The organism is Pirellulales bacterium (genome assembly GCA_035939775.1).
Classification (GTDB): Bacteria; Planctomycetota; Planctomycetia; order Pirellulales; family DATAWG01; genus DASZFO01.
In genome coordinates this window covers 16,645-39,964 of record DASZFO010000238.1, presented here as the reverse complement: position 1 = coordinate 39,964, position 23,320 = coordinate 16,645, and the positions used below count along the sequence as shown (strand labels likewise).

Annotated in this window: 13 protein-coding genes and 1 pseudogene; 3 read left to right on the top strand and 11 right to left on the bottom strand. The window is 60.5% G+C overall.

Features of this window, described 5'->3' with window-relative positions; genetic code table 11:
* Window positions 1-68: 68 nt before the first annotated feature.
* Together VGY55_15115 and VGY55_15110 are read right to left on the bottom strand one after the other, a co-directional pair.
* Complete coding sequence (locus VGY55_15115; GenBank protein HEV2971303.1) at window positions 69-689, bottom strand: hypothetical protein; 621 nt, start codon at window positions 687-689, stop codon at window positions 69-71.
* A 42-nt stretch (window positions 690-731) separates the two neighbouring features.
* On the bottom strand, window positions 732-1,127 hold the full coding sequence (locus tag VGY55_15110) for a hypothetical protein (protein HEV2971302.1): 396 nt from the start codon (window positions 1,125-1,127) through the stop codon (window positions 732-734).
* Window positions 1,128-1,418: 291 nt separating this feature from the next.
* Here VGY55_15110 and VGY55_15105 point away from each other — a divergent pair, with 291 nt between their 5' ends.
* Window positions 1,419-1,715: a hypothetical protein gene (locus VGY55_15105; GenBank protein HEV2971301.1), complete on the top strand. Its 297-nt coding sequence runs from the start codon at window positions 1,419-1,421 to the stop codon at window positions 1,713-1,715.
* A gap of 199 nt (window positions 1,716-1,914) precedes the next feature.
* Window positions 1,915-5,859: a hypothetical protein gene (locus VGY55_15100; GenBank protein ID HEV2971300.1), complete on the top strand. Its 3,945-nt coding sequence runs from the start codon at window positions 1,915-1,917 to the stop codon at window positions 5,857-5,859.
* Window positions 5,860-5,913: 54 nt separating this feature from the next.
* Here the strand turns inward: VGY55_15100 and VGY55_15095 are convergent, their stop codons facing one another.
* The 3 genes from VGY55_15095 to VGY55_15085 all read right to left on the bottom strand — a co-directional run bounded on the left by VGY55_15095 (window position 5,914) and on the right by VGY55_15085 (window position 11,302).
* Window positions 5,914-8,883 (bottom strand): protein kinase, encoded by a 2,970-nt coding sequence (locus VGY55_15095; GenBank protein ID HEV2971299.1) that lies wholly within the window; start codon window positions 8,881-8,883, stop codon window positions 5,914-5,916.
* Window positions 8,884-8,889: 6 nt separating this feature from the next.
* Window positions 8,890-9,480, bottom strand: coding sequence for an ECF-type sigma factor (locus tag VGY55_15090; protein ID HEV2971298.1), 591 nt, complete (start codon window positions 9,478-9,480; stop codon window positions 8,890-8,892).
* Window positions 9,481-10,135: 655 nt separating this feature from the next.
* Window positions 10,136-11,302 carry a DUF2891 domain-containing protein gene (locus VGY55_15085; protein ID HEV2971297.1) on the bottom strand — a complete coding sequence of 389 codons (1,167 nt, stop codon included), beginning with the start codon at window positions 11,300-11,302 and terminating at the stop codon, window positions 10,136-10,138.
* Window positions 11,303-11,465: 163 nt separating this feature from the next.
* Here VGY55_15085 and tuf point away from each other — a divergent pair.
* A pseudogene (gene tuf / locus VGY55_15080) lies at window positions 11,466-11,636 on the top strand (elongation factor Tu).
* Between the two features lie 740 nt (window positions 11,637-12,376).
* On the opposite strand, the gene VGY55_15075 reads toward tuf, so the two are convergent.
* The 6 genes from VGY55_15075 to VGY55_15050 all read right to left on the bottom strand — a co-directional run bounded on the left by VGY55_15075 (window position 12,377) and on the right by VGY55_15050 (window position 23,102).
* Complete coding sequence (locus tag VGY55_15075) at window positions 12,377-15,184, bottom strand: trypsin-like peptidase domain-containing protein (GenBank protein HEV2971296.1); 2,808 nt, start codon at window positions 15,182-15,184, stop codon at window positions 12,377-12,379.
* A gap of 45 nt (window positions 15,185-15,229) precedes the next feature.
* Window positions 15,230-16,138: a DUF4339 domain-containing protein gene (locus VGY55_15070; GenBank protein ID HEV2971295.1), complete on the bottom strand. Its 909-nt coding sequence runs from the start codon at window positions 16,136-16,138 to the stop codon at window positions 15,230-15,232.
* Window positions 16,139-16,287: 149 nt separating this feature from the next.
* Window positions 16,288-19,179 (bottom strand): hypothetical protein, encoded by a 2,892-nt coding sequence (locus VGY55_15065; protein ID HEV2971294.1) that lies wholly within the window; start codon window positions 19,177-19,179, stop codon window positions 16,288-16,290.
* A 59-nt stretch (window positions 19,180-19,238) separates the two neighbouring features.
* Window positions 19,239-21,371, bottom strand: coding sequence for a hypothetical protein (locus tag VGY55_15060; protein ID HEV2971293.1), 2,133 nt, complete (start codon window positions 21,369-21,371; stop codon window positions 19,239-19,241).
* Between the two features lie 353 nt (window positions 21,372-21,724).
* A complete protein-coding gene (locus tag VGY55_15055; protein HEV2971292.1) occupies window positions 21,725-22,063 on the bottom strand; it encodes a hypothetical protein in 339 nt (112 codons plus the stop codon).
* A gap of 4 nt (window positions 22,064-22,067) precedes the next feature.
* Complete coding sequence (locus VGY55_15050) at window positions 22,068-23,102, bottom strand: hypothetical protein (protein ID HEV2971291.1); 1,035 nt, start codon at window positions 23,100-23,102, stop codon at window positions 22,068-22,070.
* Window positions 23,103-23,320 lie beyond the last annotated feature (218 nt).

Genomic DNA, 23,320 nt, shown 5'->3' with positions numbered 1-23,320 from the left:
TGCTGTTAGACGCCCGCTGGCAATACCAGCATGCCAGCTTCAACAACGCGCTAGCGGACACTTTAATCTCAAGCGGTGAGCTGATACAAGCTCGTGCTTGATGGGTATTCCGGCTGGTAGACTTCGGCATTCCACCTGGCGAGATACAGTTCCGCCAGTTTGGACGGCGGATACGCGATGTGATCCAAGAGCGTGGTGGCAATCACGACGACCTTCACCCGAAAGCCGGGTTGGGCACTGGGCACGCGACATTCTCGGATCGTCAACGATTCGGGAAGCGTGTTGTAGGTCTGCCGATCGATTGACCGCGGCTTGGTGGGCTTGAACCACGTGACAATATGATCGTCTGTCCCCAAACGCTTTCCTCGACGAAAGTCGGTCTTGCGGTTGGCTGAGTTAAAACGACACACACTGTCCACGTCGCGCTGCTTGAGCATCACCAGTTCTGTCCACGCGCACATCAAGCGATCGGCCAGCATGATGTCGCCAGGCTGAAAGATCGACCACATTTGACGCAGCAGGGCCAACTCGCTTTGGCCTTTGCCGGCGTAACGACAGATCCCCACGTCGAGCACCGCGCCGCACGCTAGGGAAAAGATGACCGCGATGCGGGCCAGGGGAAATCCCAGGCCGGGTTTTTGCTGTGGCGGTTGGGGATAGGCCCGTTGATTTGCGGCCGTGTCGGGCATCGAGACGGTCGCGCCGTCGAAGATGTGAACACGTCGATTCTTCTACAGCCAATCCGATTTCGCCTTGGCATCGAGCTGGCGTCCCGTCTGCCGCGCGAGCTGCGAGAAGAACTCTTCTGGCAGCCGCTTGCGGGACTGACAGTACGCGCCGGTTTCTGCCGAGCATGGCCTTTCTTTTCTCGCAACGCGATACGCGATCAGGCGCGTCACGGCCGCGCGGCAGGAGTGATCGGCGCTCAGCACCTGACCCAGAAACACACACAGGGTGACCAGCGGCGTGTAGACGCAATCGATCACCCCCACCTGAAGTGCTGTCAATGCTTGCTGGATCAGCTCCGTTGACAGAATATCGCTGAAGGGAAGATTCCCGTCCAGGAGAAACTGATGCTGTAAGAATCTCACCTGTTGGCGAAACCGTCCTTGGTTAAAATATCGCATCCTTGGCCTCCTTGCCGGTGATGGGTGTGACGACAAACCCCCATCTACGCAAGTGAGGCTTTTTTGCCTATGTCATTTCCAGCCAAGAGCTTCCAGAAGAAATACGTGCCATTCGTCGGGGGGACCGCCGCAGGTTAGACCGATGACAGGAACGCAGCCTAGAGCGCCGAGCCAACCACCCAAGAGTAGAGCGTCGCGACCAAGCGGGATCAGACTGTTTTACATCGGAAATGGTGTCGCGCGAATTGGGTGCTGACAACACCTAATACCGCAAAAAGCGCCAGCAGGAGCGTGGATGGTTCGGGCACCGGCGCAGAATTGTCGCTCCCGACGGATTTCCCAATTGCCAGAACAGCCACATTGGCGCTGTCGGTCGATGCGGTGCTCAAGCTTGCGGAACTCGTGTCGCCCGCTTCGAAGGGACCGCTGGGCGCCACTGAAGTCGCCAAGGCCAGTCCACCCGAACTCGGATCGCCGCCGAACAGACTCGCAGGGGAGGCGAACAGCGGATTGCCCGAGGCGTCGCTGGCGTCGATAGTCACGCAGCCGCGGCTGGGCGATGTGCCGCCAATCCCGAGCACCGATTGAACGATTTGACTGGCCGTAAGATCACTGCCGGAATTGACTTGCGTGGTTCTAGCGCCGTCGATGCCGCCGCTCGACCTGGGACCGGCGGAGCGTCTTCGAAAAACTTTTGAATTAATCGCGTCCGTGCGCCGCCCAAACGGTTATTAAGAAAGTGAGGCATCGCTGATGTTCATTCTGCGGCCCAGCCAGCGGGTGGAAAATGGACCTGCGCATCGTTCGCCGATGGCTTCCCGCACGTCGCTGCAAAGCTCTCGGCTCGGTTGTCGTCGCGGTTGCAATCGTACTGTCGCTCATCAGGCCGTCCCTGGCGACGACGCGAGCCTGGAACGCGCTTGACGGCAATTGGAGCGTGGCGGGCAATTGGTCTCCGGCGGGAGTGCCGGCGGGAGGCGACACGGCGAACGTCCTTAACACCGACGGTGTCAGCCGCACGATCACCTACGACTACACCGGCCCCGCCGTCACGCTCGCGTTTCTCTCGGTCGATTTGACCGGGGGGATGCCGACCGACACGGCGACGTTCTCCATGTCGGCTAATAATCTGACGTCCGCCTTCGAATACGTCGGCTGGTCGGCTGGCAACGGCAGCGGCAAATTCAACCAGAGCGGCGGCGTGAACACGGTCAACGGCACCGCCCTCTACCTGGGCCTGAATCCAACCGACAACGGGTACTACAACCTCAGTGGAACCGGGTCGCTCGTTGCCGCGGGCAACACGGGCGAGATCGTTGGTTACAGCGGCACGGGGACGTTCACCCAAAGTGGTGGAACCAACTCGCTCGGCACCAACAACCTGCTTTACCTGGGCTACAACAGTAACTCCAGCGGCACCTATATCCTGAGCGCCGGCACGCTGACGAGCACCGGCACGTTGATCAGCAACAGCGGCGAGCACATCGCCGTCGGGGACGGCAGTGCAGGAACGTTTATTCAGTCCGGCGGTACGAACAGTCTGACATTTCTTGAGATCGGCATTGGGAGCGGGGCGAACGGCGTGTATTTCCTTCATGGCGGTCTGCTCACCGCATCCAGCGAGTCCATCGGCAGTTCTCACGGTTCCGGGACGTTCAACCAGGATGGCGGCTCCAATATCGTCGGTCCAGTCGGTCTGGCGATCGGCAACGGGTTAGGGGGGTCACCAGGCGCTTATAACCTGAGCGGCGGCTTCGTCAGCAGCCCCAATGTGTTTGTTGGCCTCAATAGCCCGGGCGTGCTGGCGGTCAGCGGTACTGGCGTGCTCACCGTCGGCAACTCCGGGATCCTTGTCGGCCCGACCGCGGGCACGGCCCTGAATTTGAGCGGCGGACAGATCAACACGCCTTCCCTTGGGTTGTTTTCAAATCCGTCGCTTTTCAATTGGACGTCCGGCACGCTCAATATCACAACCAACGTTGTCTTCGATTCGTCGGGCGAGGCGGGCAGCTCAATCGCTAATGACTTCGGGCCCGCGCTTTCGCTTGGCGGCGGGCAGACGCTGATGGTGACTGGAAACGAAACTCTGGGCGGGACAGGGCTGTTCTCCTTGACCGTCAGCGCCGGCGGGTCGAACTACGTCACTGGAACGCTCACGATCAGCCCGACGGGCACGATCGAACAAGATGCCGGCAGCACGCTCTATGCCGCCTCGATCACGCAGGCCGGCGGCACGGTGAACGGCACGCTCCAAAACCAGGGCGTATTCAACTATCAAAGCGGCGTGTTCAACGGCAAGCTGCTCAATCAGGGAACTGTCAATCTCGGCCCGAACTTCACGGCGGGCAATGGGATCGAGAACGACACGGCCATGACTGTCGCCACAGGGCAAACCGTCACCGCCAACGGCGACGGTTTCGACAATCTCGCCCTGCTCACGCTCACCGGCGGCACCGTCGCCGGCGACGGCCCGCTTACGAACGAATTCGGCGGCACGATCCAAGGGGACGGCACCGTCACTTCGCCGCTGGCCAACTTCGGAACGGTGTCGGTCAGCGGCGTCATGTCGCTCGCCGGCGGGATTACAAACGACGGTCTCGTCGAGGGCAACGGAAACATCACCGGCGCGCTCGTTAACAACGTAGACGGCACTGTCCATGTGGCTGCCGGGAATTCGTTGAGCATTACCGGCGCTTGGACGAACAATGGACTCATCTCGCTTTCCGACGCCACCGCGCGTCTTGGCGGCGGCGCGATCGCCAACCACAGCGCTCTGGAGGGCTTCGGACTCGTCACTAGCGCGGTCGCCAATACGGGGACGATCGAGGCCCTCGGCGGCACGCTCTCGTTCGGCGGGACGTTGACGAATTCAGCCGCCGGCCTGCTCACTGCCGGCTCCGGCGCCAAGCTCCTGGTCACCGGCGGCTTGGCCGCTAATGCCGGCATCATCAATCTCACGGGCGGGACGTTTGACAACAACAACCATCCGCTGAATAACACCGGCCAGATCAGCGGCTGGGGAATCTTTCGCACCGGCGGCATGGGCCTCGACAACAACGGCAGCATCACCTTCACCGGAGGGACAACGACCATCAACGGGCCGGTCACCAACGAGAACGGCAAGACAATCACCGTCGCCTACAATCCGGCCATCTTCACCGGGCCGGTGACCAACACAGGCACAGGCACGTTCAATGTGATCGATACCACCGTGACCTTCGCCGGCGGGTCCAGCGGCAATGTCCCGATGGCGCCGTTGGTCAACGCTCCAGGGGCCGCGTTTGGCAAGGCCGGGAGCGGAGTGCTGGAGGTCGATGGCGCTCCTTCGCTCGGCAATTCCAGTTCGCTAGCGATCGGCGACTCCGGCACGCTGCGGTTCAAGGCCATCAGCGGCACGGCGACGGTCGGAGCTGGCGTGTCGGCGAGAGTGGCCAGCTTCGGAACGCTCGAACTTGCCGGCTCCGTTTCCGCGCTCTCGTCAGGTACGAACCGAGCGAACGTCGTCAACAACAGTTCCGCCGCCGCCGGCGTTCTCGTCTCCGGCACGAATCAGCAGGTGGGCGATATCGACGGCGCGGGCACGACGCAAATCAGCGACGGCAGCGATCTCACGGCCAATCACATCATTCAGTCGGCATTGGTCATTGGCGGCGCGGCGACGAGCCACGGCCTCGTGACGATCGACGCCAGTGACTCATCAGGCAATCCGTTGATCAATCCGGCGGCACCGGAGGCGGTAGTTCAGGAACCACCACTCGGTATCGACGTCGGGCTCGTCAATCCGCCGGACGGCGATTCCCTCGCCAGCCCGGCGGCGCCTTTGAATCCCGGCGCGGTGCCCGAGCCATCCGGCCTGCTCCTAATCGTCGTTGGCGGAATGGCACTTGTCGGGTGGGCCGGCCGACAACGAGCGTTGAGGCGTCGAGGACAGCATGTCGCGCTTGTCTTGGCCGCAGCTTCGCTCGCCGCCGTGTCGCGATCCGAGGCGGGCGTTGTCATCACTACACCGTCCGGACTGCATCCTGGCGATGAATTCCGGGTGGCGTTCGTCACGGATGGAACCGACCCGGCGACAAGCAACGACATCAACCATTACAACAGTTTTGTGAATCAAGACGCGATCAACCAAAACGGGGGCAGTCAAGTCGTTTACGGCGGCGCCCAGGTGACATTCTCTGCAATCGCATCCACTGACTCGAAGAATGCGATTGACAACATCGGCATCTATAACATTCCGGTCTTCGATGCCCAAGGGAACTCTTTGGTCACCCCGACCAATCTCGACTCGTCTCTCTTTGCCGGTGCAAACGTTCAGATTATTCACGACTTGCTAGGCGTGTCTCCCCTTCCGGCACCCACACAAAATCCGGCCGTTTGGACAGGAACACAGGGGAACGGCACCGAGGCCTTTACAACCGGCAACCTCTTTGTGCCAATCGGATTGGGAACAGTTAACAATCTCGGCGTCAGCCGTGGCGCCGGCAGTATTTCAGCTTACGGCGACCCTTTTATTGGATCCCCTGGTTGGCTCCTCCATGCCGGTCAGCCTCAGAGTACTCAGCTCTTCCTGTACGCAATCTCCGCTCCACTCACGGTTCCCGCAGCGACTCCCGAGCCGTCGACGTTTGCTCTAGGGGGCGTCGCCTTGATTTGCTGCAGTGCAGTTGTTGGTCTCCGTCGCAAGCGGTCACTTCTCGCAATCCGAGATGTGTCGTCTGGATGCCGTTTGTAGCCGAACATCCCGCTCTGCCGTCCAGCATCTCGCACCAAGTTCCGTGGGTGGGCGCTATTTGGCCAACGACGGATTGGCAAGCAGCCGGTTCGCTTCGTCGAGCAGACGAAGCGCGTCCTGGTGATCATACCAGACGAGATTGCCCCAACACGGCTTTGGCATGTCGATATCGGGCAGTGTCCGGCGATCGGCCTCCGCGATCCAGCGGCTCGCGGCGTCCAAGTGCTCTCGCGCCAATGCAATCTGTCCGAGCCGACAGCCGGCGATTGCTTGCAGGCACATGACGGACGGATTGGGGATATTGAATCGGGCTGCTTTGTCGAACTCCCGAAGCGCTTCTTCGCAACGGCCGGCGCGGACGAGCGCTGCCCCTCGAGTCCGCGCCGCTCCCGGATAGGCAGCCGCGGAAAGGTCCGCCAGCGGAAGCAATTCCTCCATGCTCGGCAACGCATCGGGACGCGCCACGCAGCTCCAGACGACCAGGTCGGCGTCTGCGGGATTCTTTGTGACGCGAAACCGGCGTAACATTTCACGGCAGTCCCGGCGATATTCGTCGATCATCCCGGCTGCCAGGTGCGCGTGAGCCGAATTGACCCAAAGCCGCACGTCAGTCGGCTCAGTTTTGATCGCAGCGGCAAACTCGTCGGCTCCGCGAGCAAAGTCCCCTTCCTTGACCCGCCGATAGGCCTCGCATCGCTGGCGCTCCGCGCGAACGAACTCGTTGCCAGGGTCCAGCGCAATGGCCCGCCGGTAACTCGCATCGGCCGCGTCGGATCGGTCGATCGCGGCCAGCGCGCGTGCCCGAAGAACAATCAGTCGGACATCGTCGTTCGCCGGCGGTTGGTGCAACTCGCTCCGCGCCTCATCGTACAAATGGTTGTATTCGAGCCATGCCGACGGCGAGACTCCCCATTCGGCCGACATGCCTTTGTCTCCGATCCAGTTCGTGTCGCCGCTTGTGTACAAATCTTGAATCCAATGTTCTCTTGCGGATGTTGCATTCTCCAATTCAGCGCGTGCTTCGCCGGCCGCGCCGCGTTTCGCGTTCGCCAGTGCGAGGAGCGGGTAATTCAATGCCCGCTCTTTCCAGTCGGTGCCGAGTTGCAGTGATTCCAGGCAGCTCGACGCTGCCGAGTCCAGTTTCCCCGCGCGAAGTTGGACCAACCCTCGCACGTACAGCGAAAGCGGGTCGTAGCCATGGGTCGGCGTTGCCCGCAGCCGTTCTTCAGCGTGGCCGTAATCGATGCCGACACCCGGCAGCAAGCACTCCGCCCGAATGCAGTCGGTTGCATTCTGGTCGCTGTAGCCCGAAAACCGCTCACCCATTCGGGCGCATAACCGGCGATAGCCCTCCTGATCATGTTCCTCGACCATGAGCACGGCCAGCGACCACCAATCGACTGCTAGCGCCGGTTCGTTGAGTTCGAAAGCCTGTCGCCGGTCCGCAAGCGCATAATCCCACAGGCCCATTTCGGTGAAGAGCGATCCTCGCTCCTCCCAGGCTGAGCGGAGTTCGGGACATAGGCGGATCGCTTCATCAAGCGCATCGACGGCATCGTCCCAGCGGCGCCAACTTCGGAAGGTGTGCCCCCGCTCGACGAGCACCAGCGCGGTTCGCAGTCGTTCGGCGGTTCGTTGAATCTCGACGGACTGTTGGTCGGCAAGTTGCCGTTCCGTTTCCGCCCGGTTCCACTGCCAAAGGATTCCGCCGAACCCGGCCAAGATTGCCACCAGCAGGCCTGCGCCCAAACCGGCGATCGCCGGCCGACGTCGGCACCACCGCACGGCTGTCTCGATCCGCGACGGCGGGCGGGCCTTGATTGCAGCGCCGTCCAGAAACCGACTCAGGTCGTCGGCCAAGGCGGCAGCCGTCTCGTAACGCTCTTGCGGCGCTTTGGCCAGGCACTTCAAGCAAATCGTCTCGAGATCCCGCGGAGTTTGAGGCTGCGACGCCCGGCATGCAACCGGCTCACGGTCACGGATCAAGCTGAGCGTGTCGAGGACCGTCACGCCGCGAAATGGCGGGCGACCGGTCAACAGCTCATAGAGAATCGCCCCGAGCGAATACACGTCCCCTTCTCGCCTGCATTCACCAGCGCTGCCCGAAGCCTGCTCCGGCGGCATGTAGCAAGGCGTTCCGAGCAGGCAATTGTCTGTCGTCAATTGGCTGTCGTTTGAAAGCAGCTTGGCCAGCCCGAAATCGGTGATCTTCGGTTCGCCCGCGGACGTCAAGAGAATGTTGGACGGCTTCAAATCGCGGTGGAGCACTCCTGCCTCGTGCACGACGTGAATCGCCTCGGCCAACGTCAGCACAAGCCGCGCGGCCGCCTGCGGCGGCTGCGGGCTTCCCGTCGTCGATTCAGTCAGCGTCGGTCCATTCACATATTCGATAATCAAATACAGCATTCCGGGGGTTTCGATCACATCGTAAATCTGGACGACGTGGGGATGCTGAAGCCTAGAGAGAATTGAGGCCTCTCGACGCTGACGGCTCAATCGGTGCGGGTCGCCCGCCGACAACGGAATCGCCTTCACGGCGACCAGGCGATCGAGCGAAATCCGCCGAGCAAGATAGATCACACCGGAAGCCCCGCGGCCGAGTTCCCGGAAGATTTCGTAGCCGGGCAAATCGGCGTTACTGAATCCCGATCGTCCGCGCCCCGTGTCGCTGGAGTCGTTTCGCTGGGAAAAGTAGGGATCGAGGTCGAACTGCAGCGCGATGTCGTCGGCGAGTTCCGGAAATCGGGTCTGATATTCGCGCAGCGTGCAGGCCTCGCCGATCTCGCGGCGCAACTGCACTTCGCCACTGATCAAGATCAGGATGTCCTCGCGATCGGCGCTCAGCTCGGGCAGCAGATCGATATAGATCTCGACGGGCGTCCGCCGCCCGCTGCGCCACCGCTCACACTGGTCGCGGCGCAGCAGTTCCATCCACACGGAGCGTGGGAACTCTCGCACGCTCGAAATGGCGGCGTTGAGCGAGGCAGCCGCGTGCGACAGATCGGTTTGGGCATCCGCGGCCACGATCGATTACCCTTCGAGGTTCGAGGCGTCCAAGGAGTCGGCGATCTGGGCCACGGCCCGTTCATACTGCTTCCGCCGGGCGTCCGCGCTGCCGCCGAAATGCGAGGCGATCATCGACCAAGACTCGCCGCGCATCCGCTGCTCGGCCATGCCGCGAATTTCTGGCGACATCATTCCCAGCGCCCGATCGAGGAGTTCCTTGCCGGCGGCGTGCCGGATCGGACCCGGCGCCGGCGACGCCAATCCTTCCAACTGGCCGACCCAGCCGCCGGCGCGGCGGATATCGCGACGTTGGCGATGCTGATTGCGGACCTGCACCGCCAGTTTGTTCTGCGCCATCTTCAACAGCAGGGCGACAAGTTGCCTCGGCTCGTGCAGGTCGAACGCTCCGGCGGCCGCGCGAATGAAAAAGCTGATCAGCACCGACTGGCAGACATCCATCGAATCGAGCTGACTCTTGAGGGCCGGATCGAGCAACCGCGAGCGAACGGCGACCCGAATCGCCGATTCGTATCGCCGGACGATGACGCAGGCCGCGTCCGCATCCCCCCCGCGAACACGTTCGAATAGCTCGGAGAACTCGTCGTTGCGCTGCATCGAGCTCGATATCAACGGGTGAATCGCCGTTGTGTAGGTCTGGTTTCATTGTAGCTTTCGCCTACATGGAATTGAAGAATCTCGCCGGACTGCCGGACTGATCCGGGTTGTTGTCGACGGGCAATATTGCCCCTGAGAGCGTGCCTGTCATAATCAACCAACCGGCGTTGGCTGATGAATGGCCAGTGATGGCGCGCCGAGAATAGCCATCTTTTTGGCGAAACCTAACCTGCGGCGGTTGGATCGACGAATGGCACGTAAATCTCCGCAAGATCCTTCTCCATAACAGGTAAGCATTGCTATCGCAGCACGATTCGAAAATGGACAGCCGAGGCAGAAATCGCTTGGCGTTCGGACAAGTTGATTTCGCAAGACCAAATGTAAAATCGTCGCGTCCCCGATTCGCATGGGGCTAGCAATGCTTAGGGCTTGCTGCGTCGAGAGTTAACGAGAATTACGTGCCATTCGTTGGATCGACCGCCGCAGCTTAGCTGCCGGGCGGAGACAGCTCGTCGGCCAGCGGAAACTCGACGCTTCGCACGGTTCATTGTTTCCAAAGGCCTGGCATTGAGCACGACGGTCTGCAAGTGTGAGCGTCACAAGCGTGATGTATTTGCCCAAGTCGCCGCCCGCGGCGCACCGTACGGTATTGGCCTCAGCGAGCGGTTGAAGAATGAGAATCGGTCCCACCCTCCGCGAGGGCGTAGATCGCAAACGTGGCCAACCAATGCTCGCCCTCGTAGTGACCGCTAAAGACGTACCCCAGTCCCTTTTCGGCGTGCTTTGCAGCGGCCTCTTCGAGACGTTTCACTCGCAGATCCTGGACGGGAAGGCCGCGAGCGATGCCGGCGAGCGTCCAGGCTCGCGACAGATTCAAGCCGGCGAGATGCACGAGCTTCGGATCGGCGACGTCGCTAACCTCAACCGGCGCCAGCAGCCGTTTCGCCGAGCCGTCACCCAAGCCGGGCAAGAAGCGGTCGAGCCACGATGCGAATTCATCCGGTTTAAGCACGCGGCGCATCAGGTCGGCCTCGTTGAGCGCCGGGGAGAAAAAGTCTTCGCCGGATGGCTCGTAGTCATCGTTGTACTTCGTGTCGTCAAGGTAATAGTCACGGCTCCGCCGGCTAACCAGATCAGCCAACGCTTTGTTGCCCACGGTCTGAGCATAGTCGAGCGTCTGAGCCAGTGCGAACGCCGTGTCCGGATGGACGCCGGTGCGAACGGGGAAGCTCAGCTTTGGCAGGTAGGCCATTGTTAGCTCGACGAGCTTGCTCTCCAGCGGCCGAATGTTGTCCCGCCACTGCCGCGCTTGCGGATCGTCCCAGGCGTGCAGCTCGGCCGCCAACCGCAGGCACCAGGCCCAGCCGTACATCCGCTCGAACGACAAGTTTTCCTTGACGGTGAAGTAATCGGCTTCGCGCTGGAGTGATGCGCGGCTGAAATGGGCGTCGAGCCGCCCGCGAATCTCCTCAGCCGCGGCGTGATCCGGATAGAGCTTCAGCAACCGGACCAGCATCCAGTGCCCGTGCACGCTACTGTGCCAGTCAAAGCAGCCGAAAAACGCGGGGTGCAGCTCGCGCGGGCTCAGCTTGGATTCCGGCCCCGTCATCACGTGCTGCGGCTTGTTGGGATACTCTTTATCCAGTCCCGCGAGCGCCAATTCTGCAAAGGCCGCGACTTGCTTGCCCGTCAGCTTCGCGCCGAGCGCGGGCCGTTGATCCGCGGCGGCGGGGTGCTCTGCTCTCACGGGAATTCCCAGCACCGCGAATTCCAGGAGCGCCAAACAAGCAGCGGCGGCAAACGATGGAGCATGTCGTGCCATCGGCAGTCGAGCGAATTCAAAACCGACTAAGTTGGAAAACGCCAACTGGGAGTCGCGACGCGTTGGACTCCGATCCACACGGCGGACTGAAGGGCTATCGAAATGACCTTGGGCGCGATTCTATCTGCAGGCTGCCTACGCCGCAACAATCCGTCTCGGGGCCACGGGCACGATTGGGCTGCCGCAAGGAAGCAAAATGGTCATGCCCGGCGACAATGCCGCCGTGCTGGTCGACTTGGACAAGGATGTGGCGCTCGACGTGGGAAGCCACTTTGCCATCCGGGAAGGCGGCAGGACGGTCGGTTCGGGCGTCATCACTGAAGTCGTCGAGTGAGCGGGTTGGGCGAGCGAGTGGGGATGGAGCGATCCATCCCCATTTTTATGCGCTTGGGTCGGATCGGCCGACGTCGCTGGCGCGACAGCGGAAATCGGCCGGATTTCTTGCGTCGGCCTCCAATATCACCGATTATCGACCAAAGCAGCGGGCGGTCGCGGACCGCCCGTACCGCAACTTGACGGCACGGCTCGGGCGAGCCGTCCTCGCTGCGCTGGGTGGCTCGCCAATCGCCGAGAGCCCAGCGTGCAGTCCCCGAACCTGTCGTTCGCGACCAACCGGTCTGCGCCAGTCGCTCAACGTGTACGTCCCCGGCGCTAAGGCGGGCCGCCCGGGTGCCTCGTGCCGACCGCAGCCTAGATATATAGCCGCCCTGCTCAGAATCCCAGAGCGGGTTCGATCGCTTTAAGTTCTTACACAGTCTCCGATTATGGTCGGAAAACGCGATCAAGGAATTGCAACGGCTCTCTTCAGCGAGCCGATGGCATTCGTTGATGGCGTTGTTTACGCAAGTGCATGGCTTGCCGACCAGTGCGGCCACGAACGCCTGCCGCTCCGTCAGTACCGCCGTCGAGCCGAGTCGGCCTGAGCGGATTCAGCTTTCATAGTCGCTGATCAGCGCGCAGCCGCCGCCGTCGTCAACGGAGGCTGAGCGCCAGGTCATGTTGTCGAAAGCGCCGCGATCACACACGCTTGACGCACTGCCACTTCCGGCGATAGCTCCGCTTGGACGAAGCTGGTCAAGGACCAAGGCCCGAAGCCTCACGAAGCACACCGATAACAGCGCCGGAATTCGCTCGGCGCGTGCTTTCGCGATCCATTATGTTTTGGCGTGCCGCGATTGCATTCTCGGCTGCTAGAGCGCGTCGCCGCTTTTCGTCCCAATCGGCGACTGCCTTCTTCAGCTTGCGTTCGTGTTCCTTGAATTTCGAGAAGGTCGATTCAAGTTCCGATGTCGCAGTGACGAGCATCGGATCCCTTGTGGCGTTTGAATCCGCTTCAAAACTCTTAACGATGACGTTATCTTCGACGATGTGCGATGATTGAAGTTTGCCGAGCTTATACACTTGAATGAGCCAAAGTTTGTCATTTGCGCCAAACAAGCAAAACACGCCGTCTTTCTCGCCCTTTCGGTAGTGTCCAAACAGGCTTCGTTGGCCGTTCTCGTTCCAAGTCAGCAGAGTCGCATTGAGCGAGCCATCCACGTACACGGCGACGATTGATGGTTTCCCCGTCTCAAATAACGCCAGCGTTGGCCCTTGAAGAGTTCCGCGCTCCTGAGATGCGTGGGCGAATGGTTTCCCGCTGTCATAATTGAGATTCGCCACGATGCGGCCGGTTGGAAAAAAAGTGCCGCTGCCAAGCCGCTGGTTCAATTCATCCAGGAAATCCGTCTTGATATCGACGACTTTGCCAGACGGCAACACGATTCGTTCGTCCGGCTTGCGGATCGAAGGGGATTCATTCTCGGGCGCTGACTTTCTGGGCAACGTCGTAAGCAGTTGGACGGCATTGCTCCGCTGATTCAGCAATTGGGCGATGTCGGTCGTCGATACGCCGAAATTCAGATTCTGCCCGTCGGTGCGGCACCACGTGTTCATGGCGACGATCTCGCCCGCGGCCGAGATGAGCGGGCCGCCGCTGTTTCCTGGCGAAATTGGCGCTGTCGTCTGAATCCAGGTCATGTCGCGATCGTAATTAGCTGCCATCCATTGATCTTGGACGAACTCGCTCCCTTTACGGACTGCGCTGACGATTCCGTCGGACGCGCTGAACGACAGACCCCGCGGCGCGCCGATTGAGCAAACGTGGTCGCCTTGCCTTGGAAGTTGTGCTGCAAGGACCTGCGGAATATGGCGCTGTGCGACTGAAGACGCCAAGCGCAGGATTGCAATGTCCTTTCGGGGCTCGACGGCCGCATAGCCGACAACCTTCACGCGCTCGCCGTCTTGAAACTCAACTTCGGCGTCGAGCGCGTTCTCGATGACGTGATAGTTGGTGACGACGGTGTCGCCATCGCCGGCGATAAAACCGCTGCCGGTTGCAGTCAAGCCGCGCCCCGTCACGTTAATGCGGACCACCGACTTCTCGACTCTTTCAATGACGTCCGAAAGCGTCTCGTTTGCTGAAGGGTTGCTAGTGCTTTGAAGAGACGTGGTGCGCGCGGTTTCTTGCGGCGCCGCGGCCCAACTGCCGGTGGCCACCCATTCCCATTTGCCGTTCTGAAACAATTCCGTCCTGTCGGAGAGGACTCGCTGCTTCTGCTGGCGATCCTGGCGGAATAGTTCAATGTAATCTTTGGTGCGTCCTGTCTCTTCGTACTGAGCCCACAGATGTCCCGTCGAATCAAACTCGGCCCACTTTTTGCCTTGCAAATGGCGGAGGGTAATGTGGTAACTCTCGTTGATCCATTGAGTTCGAGCGTCCCCGTCGCTGGTCTCCGCCGCACTACCGTCCGGCGCGGGCGGCACAGCTTGCCCGTGGATTTCGCGCGGCCGAGTTGCGGCAACGGGACCGCCGAATCCCGAATAACCACCGAATGCCGCGTTCGCGCCGTTCTGATCGACGACTCGTTCTCGCTGCGGCGGGGGCGATTGGCTTGGTATTGTGGTCGGGCGCTGGATAACGACCTCCGGCTCAGGCTTTGGCTTTGCATCAGCCGAGACAGCCGGTTCGGTCCGGTTGAAGATACTGGCGATGACGAAAACAACCGCCGCCGCCGCGAGACAGCCGCACGCCGCGCACGCGACGATCAGCCGCGTCTTTGATTCGGCTCGTCGTGGTGTTTTTGGATTAGCTTTATCGGTTCGTCGTAGTGCATTTGGATCAGCCTTAACTGGGATCCCCAATGCCTGCGAGGCCAATCTCGTCCGCAGCACAATGTCGTACTCCGTCTTCCTTTTCTCGTTGAGCAGGCAAAGCCTGGCGCCGGCGATTTCGTTCAGGATCCGTTGGGACGCGGCCGAATGTTGCCCAATTTGGAATGTGCGCACGTGGGCCATTTGCCGATCGGCTGCCGATGCGATGACATCCGAATCGGATTCAAGGTCCGCAATCCCGAGCAGACGATAATGGTTTGCCGGCTGTTCGCTCACCGGAATTCCCAGCCATTTGTGATACAACTCCGCGTCTGCGCCGCCGCTGGGGAAAGCCGGCGGCATTGCAGGCGGATGAGCCGTGGCCGCTGATTCAGCCAGGGCTTCTTCCCACGGTTGCAAAGATCGTTGAGATGAGGTGGCGATGGATCCGTCCTTCAACGGTTGCACGATTCGCCTGCCGCGCAGCGATTCGTCGTAGGCCCGCTTGCTCGCCGGATCGAGCAGGCATTTCTTTGCTGACTCCAGCTCGAACAGTGTGCGGCGGGCCAGCCGCGAATTCGGACCGCTGATAAACGCGCGCACCGTTTCGATTTGCCGATCGGCTGCCCGAGCGATGACGGCGGCGTCAGTTTCAAACGGCCCGAGTCGCAATAATTGATAGTAGGAAAGCGGCCTCTGCGCGGCCTGAATCCCCAGCCAATCGCGATATGGATCGAATGGTTTGTCCATTGGTTTGGGAGCAGTCTTGGTTCGTTGCTAAAGATCGCGGTAAGTTCACTGGAAGAAGCGATCCGGCAGCGTCACACCCTCCGCGAAGGCCCAAATAACGAAAAAGCTGATCAACACAAGAGCGATAATCAGGTTGATCGCCACGTAGATCCAATACGCCCGCAGCGAATCATGCACCTTTGCGAGGACGATCGATTTCGGGCTGTATTGGAGGCTTCTCAACCGCGCGATGTACGCGCCGAGCAGATATCCGTGGATCGCTTGGTTCAAGGCGCCAATGAGGCTGAAGATTCCAAATGCGACAAGAGACGTGGCGCGGACGCGTGCACCAAGGATCAACATCCACATTCCACCGATCGTAGCAAGTCCGGCGTACATCCAGATAGAAATAGCTACGAACACGACCCAGGGACGCGAAGAATGGGCCGAGCGACAAAGCCGATCCGGCAAGGATTCATCCTTGTCAGTTGAACGAGCGAACTCTGGATCGAACGGTTCCGCGCCGGTTGGCGTGGCGCCCCCCTTCACCAGGCCCGGCACAAGTCGTGGTGGAATCCAGGCCGGCATTCCATCTGACCAGACCAAGTCGTCCGGCCCGAGCTGCCCCGAGGCGCTGAGTAGTTGCAGGTTCGTGAAGTCCACCGGTCCGCGTTGCACACCCGCGCTCGTGTAATGCCACTGCTGTTTCTGCGCATACTGGTGTGGCTGACCAGTCCCCGCGACCGCCGCGGCGGACGTCGCTTCCGCCGCCGCAGCCTGATGGTCGTTGGGGATCTCGACCGGATTGCCGACGAACAGCTCCGGATAGTTCGACGCCCGGACCCAGCTCGCGCCGTCGGGCGATAATTCGTGCATCCGGCTCAGTTGCCCGCGGCGGGCCAAGGATTGCAGCTTTTCCTGGTCGTATGGACCCAGCACGCGCCCGCGAACTCGGATATACAATTGGCTTTCCATTTCAGGCCACCTCGCAGCAAAAACCAGTTAGAGCCGATCCGAGAACCGCCTGGGCAAAGGGGACAGTCCCCATTTTGCTCCGCGGACTGCGCAAAAGGGGGACAGTCCCCGGCGGCTCTCAGTTAGGCTCCAAGTTGACAGTTGGAAAATCACGGCGCGACGAGAAACAGCGGGCTTCCCTCAATGCAGCCGCTTCCTGCGGGAATCTCCATCGTCGCGATGTCGTCTTTTACAGTCCCCATGCGCTCGAATGTAATTCCATTGCCGATCCCCTTCTTCACGGCGACGAACAGTTCGCCCGATTGATCTCTTAGCGAAGTTGGCTCGCAACGCCAATTGCCGGCAGCGCCGCGGCGGAGCCAGCCGACCCAGACGCGAATCTTGCCCGGCGGCTGGTGGAGTTTATTCAATTCGTCGGCGGTCTCCCTCCCCGCGGCCCCAATGTCCGGAAAGTCTTTCAGCACCTGCTCCGCGCGCACGCGCTGATTGGGAGAGTCCGGATCTTTCGGATCGAGCCAATTGGCGAATGGATTGACATTGGCATCCTTTAGCGCGTCAGAATGTTTGGCGAACGCCCGTTCGAAGACCGCGCTGCCGCGGCTGCCGATTTCGAGGGTTTGTCGCAACAAGTTGACCTTTAGGATCGGATCGATCTCCTTGTTCTCGTCGATCGCCTTCACGATATGGAAGAATGTCTGCTCCCAATTCGCGTCGTTCAGCGCATCAATCATCGGACGAATCGATTTGGCTACTCCAACCTGCGGCGCGCTGCCATTGAACGTGACCTTTGCGGAGTCGACGCCCGCCTTCTTCTCAACGAGGTCGAAACCGGTGATGTAGTTTATTGGCGCCATTCCGGAGTCTTTAAGATGGGGGTTGTCCTTCAGGTAAAACCGGCGGCCATCTCCCATTTGGATCATCCACAAATCTTTAATCAGCGAATCGCCAAACAGCCGTTTGAGCGGCTCCTCGATTCGCTGCTGCTCCGAATCCACGCGGCGCATGATCCCCTCCAGATAAGCCATCCGCAGGCGGACTGCGTCGGCGGCGGGATACTCGTCGAATTTGGCGAAAACCTCCCTAGCTTTTGCCAAGAGTTCCTTGGCGCCATCGGGTTTAAGCTGCGTAATGTCCGTTTGTCTGAATGCCGTCAAAAGTGCATTCCATTTCGCGATGCCGACCCAGAGTGGCTCTTCGTCGATCGCTCGTTTGAAATCGGCGGCGCGCGGCGAATCAGGGAATTGTTGCAGGTAGTGGGTCAGCTCGGCCTTGTACGCCTCCGGGTCGCCGATGGCGCCGGTAACGGCGGCCAACTGTTTTTCTTCCTCCCGCCGGAGCTTCACGGCAGCTTCGATCGTTTCCAATTCGGTCAGGATGATTTGCGCTTGGCCTTGTGCGCCGTTTCCCAGATCGCCGCTGCGATGTTCCAGCGCGTTTAGATCGTTGCGGAAGCGATCGATCTCGGCCAGCAATGCCTTGGGGTCGGAATTCGGTTGCGCGCTCAGTTCCTTCAAGCCCTTGAGACGAGGGCGGAACGGGTCAAGGTCGGTCAAGAATGTGGCATTCCTTTTCTCGGCTGCCGCGCGCTCCGCCGCGGAAATCTCCTGCTTAAAGTCATCGAGCACGAGCTTCTCGGCATTCGTCTTGGCCAGGGTCGTCGCCTGTTGCAGCGCCTCATAATCGGGGTGGTCCGGCCCTCGTGCTTTGGCAGCCTGCATGTAGCCGTCGAACGACTTGTGGCGGTCGGTCTCTTTCTGGATCGCTGTTTCCAGTCGCCGATCGAGTTCCGCGATTTCGGTGTTCGCCGCCACCGCCGGAGAGTTTTCCTTGAGCCGGCCCAGGAGTCGCTCCGCCGCCGGCAAGTCGCTGTTGTCCAAGAGCGCGCCAAGCGCATCTCGTTGGTGATCAATTTCTTGGCCGAGTTGATAGCGCTGGATCCCAAAAAATACCAACGCCGCCAAGCCCAGGATTCCTAAGCAAATCCCAGAAATGATGGCAATGCGCCGGCGTTTGGCCGCGTGAATTAGTTGGTTCAGGCGGTCTCGATAGCGGGCCTCCGTTTCCTCAGGCAGTTGGAATCCGTTTGCGACCGCGGCTGCGTGGAGACGACGCAACTCCTCGGGCGCAATTTTGCCGCTGAGACCGCTTGCCAAACTAACCACGGCCGCTCGATGCTCAGCCTCGCGTGCCAGCCATTCGTCTTGCTCGGCCAGCCAGGCGAGAGCCGACGTTGCCATCTCGACGAACGGGTCGTCTTGCTCGAATGTGCTTCCATTGACGCAGGCATTCCATTGATCGCGGCTCTGCCGTCCCAAGTCGGCGTCGAGCGCGGCGTGGGCCTCACGCAGCCCTCCCGCGATCCGTTCGATATTCGCGCGGAAGTCGCGCTCTTCGAGCTTCTGCCTGGCGCCAGCGGTCCATCTGACCAGCGAGGCGGGCGGAAGGCTCGACCAGCCATCGGCGCGCAATTCGTCGTGCAGAGAGGCGAGCGTCATGAGATCGCCGGCCTGGGCCGCGTCGGCCACTTCGTGTTGCAGTTGTTTCAGCCGCTCCGCCTCGAACGTCTGCAAGTCCTCTCGCCAGATTTGATTGTCTGAATCGGCCTGGATCAGACTCCGCAGCGTGTTGATTCGGTTCTTGAGCGGCCCGCGGGCGAGGGCCAGCAGGCGATGATGGCGGAGCAACTCGGTAAGCGGTTGTTCGACGGCATAGGCCTCGTTCAAGTCGGCCGCTACGTCGAACATCAGCGGCGGCGGAGGCACGATCCCATAATGCGCAACCACCTGCTCCCATTGCGACCGTTCGGGGAAATCGAGCGTGGCCACGAGATCGAGCAAATTCGGCTCGATCTCCGCAAGCTGGATTGCCTCGCTCCGCAATCCTTGCCGCAACAACGAACCGCACCGCCGCAGCCGCTCATTGACCTCATCGCAGGCAACTGAATAATCCGCCGCTGCCGAGCGCAGAAAATCGACGCCTTCCATGCTATTGGAGAACATGGAACTCCGCACGTCGTCAACAATTCGCTGGTAATCGAGCATAATACATCCGACGCGCAGTGACTTCTTTTACGGCCGCTTGGCCGATGTCGCCATGCCTTTTACCGTCCGGTCGCCTGCGCGTCGCCTGCGCGGACTAAATCAACGTTGTAATTGCGGTCATCGCCTGCAACCGCGAAGGTAATGCGGTAGCCGAGCTGTAGGCTTGCCAGACCATCCAAGATCCCAAGCAGGCTCTCCGCATCCTTTCGTTCCGCTTCTCGCTCGTGTATTTCGGCAACTTGTTTCGTGATCTCGCTCGTAAGGTCGACCTTCTTTTGCGCCTCGATCGCGTCCCTTTTTTCCTCTTCCAGTTCTTTCTTTCGCTTTTCGATTGCCTTGCACCTCTCATTTACGAATTCAATGAATCTTTTCACCTGGGCGCGTTTGACCTGCGTCGGCTCGGGCGACTTCCTTATCACGCGAGCAAGTAGGTTCTCTTCTGGTAAACTCCAGTTCAACGGAACCCCAACGTACTCGACTACTAATTCATCCCACCCGGTCAACAAGCGTAGCTTGATGAGGTTATCAACGATGATGGTATCCGTACCGCCAAGAGTTTTGATCGAGTGGCTTTGGCTGTCGCGCCCGACGAGGTATAATTCCGCACTCGGGACAGCATCTTTTTGTGCAGGCAATGGATCAAGTCTGAAGGAAAGCCGGGCCTCGCCATTATTGAGAACGGCTGCGAATTCAATGGGAGGTAGAGTGATTGCATTCCTGAGAGCAATCGCCTTGCTTTCCACAATACTCGATTGCTTGGCGCTCACCCGAAGCACGCAGTTCGCCAATTGATCCGCCATTGGGGGCTTTGCGGTACGATCGTCCCAGCGAAATTGTAGTTTTCCCTGATCCAGCGAAAAATCGCCGATCCTAGATTCTTGGAGTTTCGTACCACTTTTCGAAAGCAAACTCAAATTGAGATCCCAAAACTGCGATATCTCGTTCCGTGGTCGATCCCGGAGAAAGAGACGGTATCCGCCAGTAAGGAAGTCGCCACCGATCAGGCCGAGTTCATAATCTACTTCTGGCAGACTGCGCATTAGAATCGGCCACGCCCTTTTTTCCGCTCGCGAGAACGCGGTTTTCGGCGGAAGTGAAGCAGTGCTCGGAAGGTCCGCCAATGCGACTTGCAGTTTTTCTTCTGTTTTCCTTGCTTCGCGGATTCGTTGGATCGTGCGGTGAGCCTCTTCTACGTTAACCACGACGTCGGCCCAGATTTCGATCGCTTTCGGGATTCCTTCCTTGATCTTGAGTTTGGCCACTTTTGCTTGGCCCAAATGGAAGGCGACCAAGCCTTCACTAATCAGGAAACTCTGCCTCAGTGCAGCGCGCTCCGCGTGGGCGTCGTGCAATCGTTCAATCTCGTGCTTTTTCGCTAATTCTGCGTCGACCTCTTTGCGCCCATCTTTGACGGGCTCCGTTGACGTTCGCCCGGCATCATTTGTGTCTTTTCGAGCGAGCAAGAGCACGCCGCCGCCGCCAGCAAGAATTAGCACACCCACCACGACAGCGGCGATAAGCGGCCAGCGGGCGGGTTGTTTTAATCGCGGTTTGCGCCGCGGCAGTCGGGTCGAGATGGACGGCGAAAGCGAGACCCCATCCGGAAGCTGTGGAGGCAACGGTTCAATCGCCGCGATGGGGGCAGAAATGGGTGCGGGAATCCATTCGTCGCCGCGCGGGGCGCGGAGATCGACGGGCTCCAGCAGCAGTTCCAATTCCCGCTCGTCGGGGGCTCCACTTGAAGCGGGAACTGGCGAGGCCGGCACCTTCCCCGACCGCGAGGCAACGACCAATGCGCCGCCTTGCGCCGCCGCCAAAGGGTGGCAGAGATCAATGACCAATCCGGTTGTCCCTTTCGACTCGGGGCTTCCCTGCAAAACGCAGCGCCAGTTGCACTCCACGCCGGGAGGCAACTTGGTGTGGTATGTGGAAAACGTCACATTCCAGCGCAACTCCGCTGGCAATAGCGCTAGCGACTCGGCAATCAATGGCAACGGATCGAGACCCGGCCGAAAGATGATCGTGACTGGGTTCTTCGGTTTCTCGACCGCCGACTCCGCCAAGGCGCCTCCCCAGCCCGCATCGCCCGTAACCTGCTGCCACGTCCGGCAGATTGCCGGCGCCACATTGGCCGCCGGGCAGCGAGGTCCGGCCGGCAGGAATTGCGGGGCGCCGTTCCACGCCGTTTTCATCAGGCCGGATTGCAGAATCGCCCAAGCCGGCCCGGCCGGCGGCAGTTCGCTGGCGTCAAGCACCAGGTGATAGGCGAACTTGTTGGCCCGTTGACTGTAATCCAAGCCCGCCGCGCAGATTCGCGAGAGGATGTGATAGTTCCGTCCGGCGACCGATAGCCGCAGATGACTCTGCACGACCGGATTAAGCGCGGCTTGCGGATCTTGAGGCCCGAAAACTTGGCGATAGCCGCTGAGGGACTCGAGCCGGTCGGCCAGTTGCGGAGGCATTCCCTGGGTCATCGCCACGGTGCAGAAACCGCGAGTGCCCGGCTTGAGTCCTTTCGCGGCGGAGGTGTAGATGAGTTCCAGGCTCACGGAGTGGCGCCTCCCGCGGCGGCCCCCTTCGCGCCCGCGATATTCGGCGGCATGGCATTCAAACCCGGCACGCCGGTCGTCGCGCTCGCGCCGGGCCGAAGGTGCGGCACCAAGCCATCGACCCAGCGGCTGAGCGTATAAAGCAGGGGGACTTCCACCCATTGCGGATGAATATCGCGCGGGCGAAAACCCTTTGCTCCAGTCGCCGGATCGATTTCCGGGCTGCGGCCCGTGGCGCTAACCGGCAAATACAACACTTGCTCGGCGAAGCTCTCTGCGGCCGAGACGATTTCTGGCGAGAGTTTCCACAACAGGGCCCGCAGCCGCGATGACATTTGTTCAATCGCTTCGAGATTCATCGCCGAGACCGGGCCCTTTGTGCTGGCGACCCAAGGGTTTTTCAAGCGACGATCGTCGAGCAAGCTCGACCAACAATCGTATTTCGTCACGATCAAGATGAGCGGCCGATTGTGCTTGGCCCGCGTCGAGAGGCCGGCGCACGCGCTCCGCGGCTTCCGCCAAGATCGTCTCCTGCCGACCGGACGCCTCGCGCTCCAATCGCTGTGAGCGCTCTTGCATTTGCGGATCGTTGGTCTTGCCCTGGCAGGCGCGGCGGAAGCGCGGATCCTGCGTCGGGTCGAAAAGGAATAGGAGCGCCCGGGAGAAAGCCAGATGGCGGGTGACGGGGCTGGTCGCCTTGTCGTGGCCGGGCAGGAAGCTCTCGCCGGCGTTGTCGTAGAGGCAAAGCACTCGCGAGAGTTTTCCCGCCGCGCCGTAATTCGGATGCAATTCGGCCGGGCGGAGCGTGAACATGAACGGCCGCGGATAGCTCACCGGCTGCTCGCCGAACAGTGCGGTATCGTACAAATCCCCTTGCTCTTCGGTCTTCTTCAATTCGACAAGTGCGTTGGCATTGGGATTGAGGAACTGCAATTCTTCGTATTCGTGGAGGCGATGATTCGAAATTGGATCGGCATCGCCGAAAGTCAGGGAGAATTGCTTGGGCAGCACGTTGCGCAATTGCCACGTGAGCGCCGCCAAGAAATACGATTTGCCGCACGCCGGCGCCCCGAGGATCGATAGAAACATCGGCTGCATCTCGAACAGCGCCCGCGGCACCGGCAGATGGCATTTCGGGCAGGCCAAGCCGTGACAGGGAAACCCCCGCGCGTCGATCGCCGCGCCCTCGATATTAAACCGAGTGGGCAAGAAGCGGAGCGGCTGCTCCGCGCCGAGCCGCGGGTCGCCGAGTAAGTCAGGGTGCTGGGCAATCCATAGAGCCTGCTCGGGCGGAAAGACATTCCAGCAATGCGGGCAGGTTACCCGATTCACCAGAGTGATCCGCTGCGGCGGTTTTGAGCCGTTGGAATTCATGGCCGGCTGCAATTCCGATCGCCCGGAGAGAAGCGGAATGGGCGCGTCCGCTGCGTGCGGGGGAATCCCGCGAGAAATACATAAGTACAGTCATTAGGGCAGGCAGGGGGGGACGCGTCAAGGGTCTAAAAGTCGATCGGCAACAAGCAACGAGAGAAAATGGGCGCTTGTTTGGCTTCAGCCAGGGCCTTTTACTTTTTCAAACCAGGAGGTTTGCG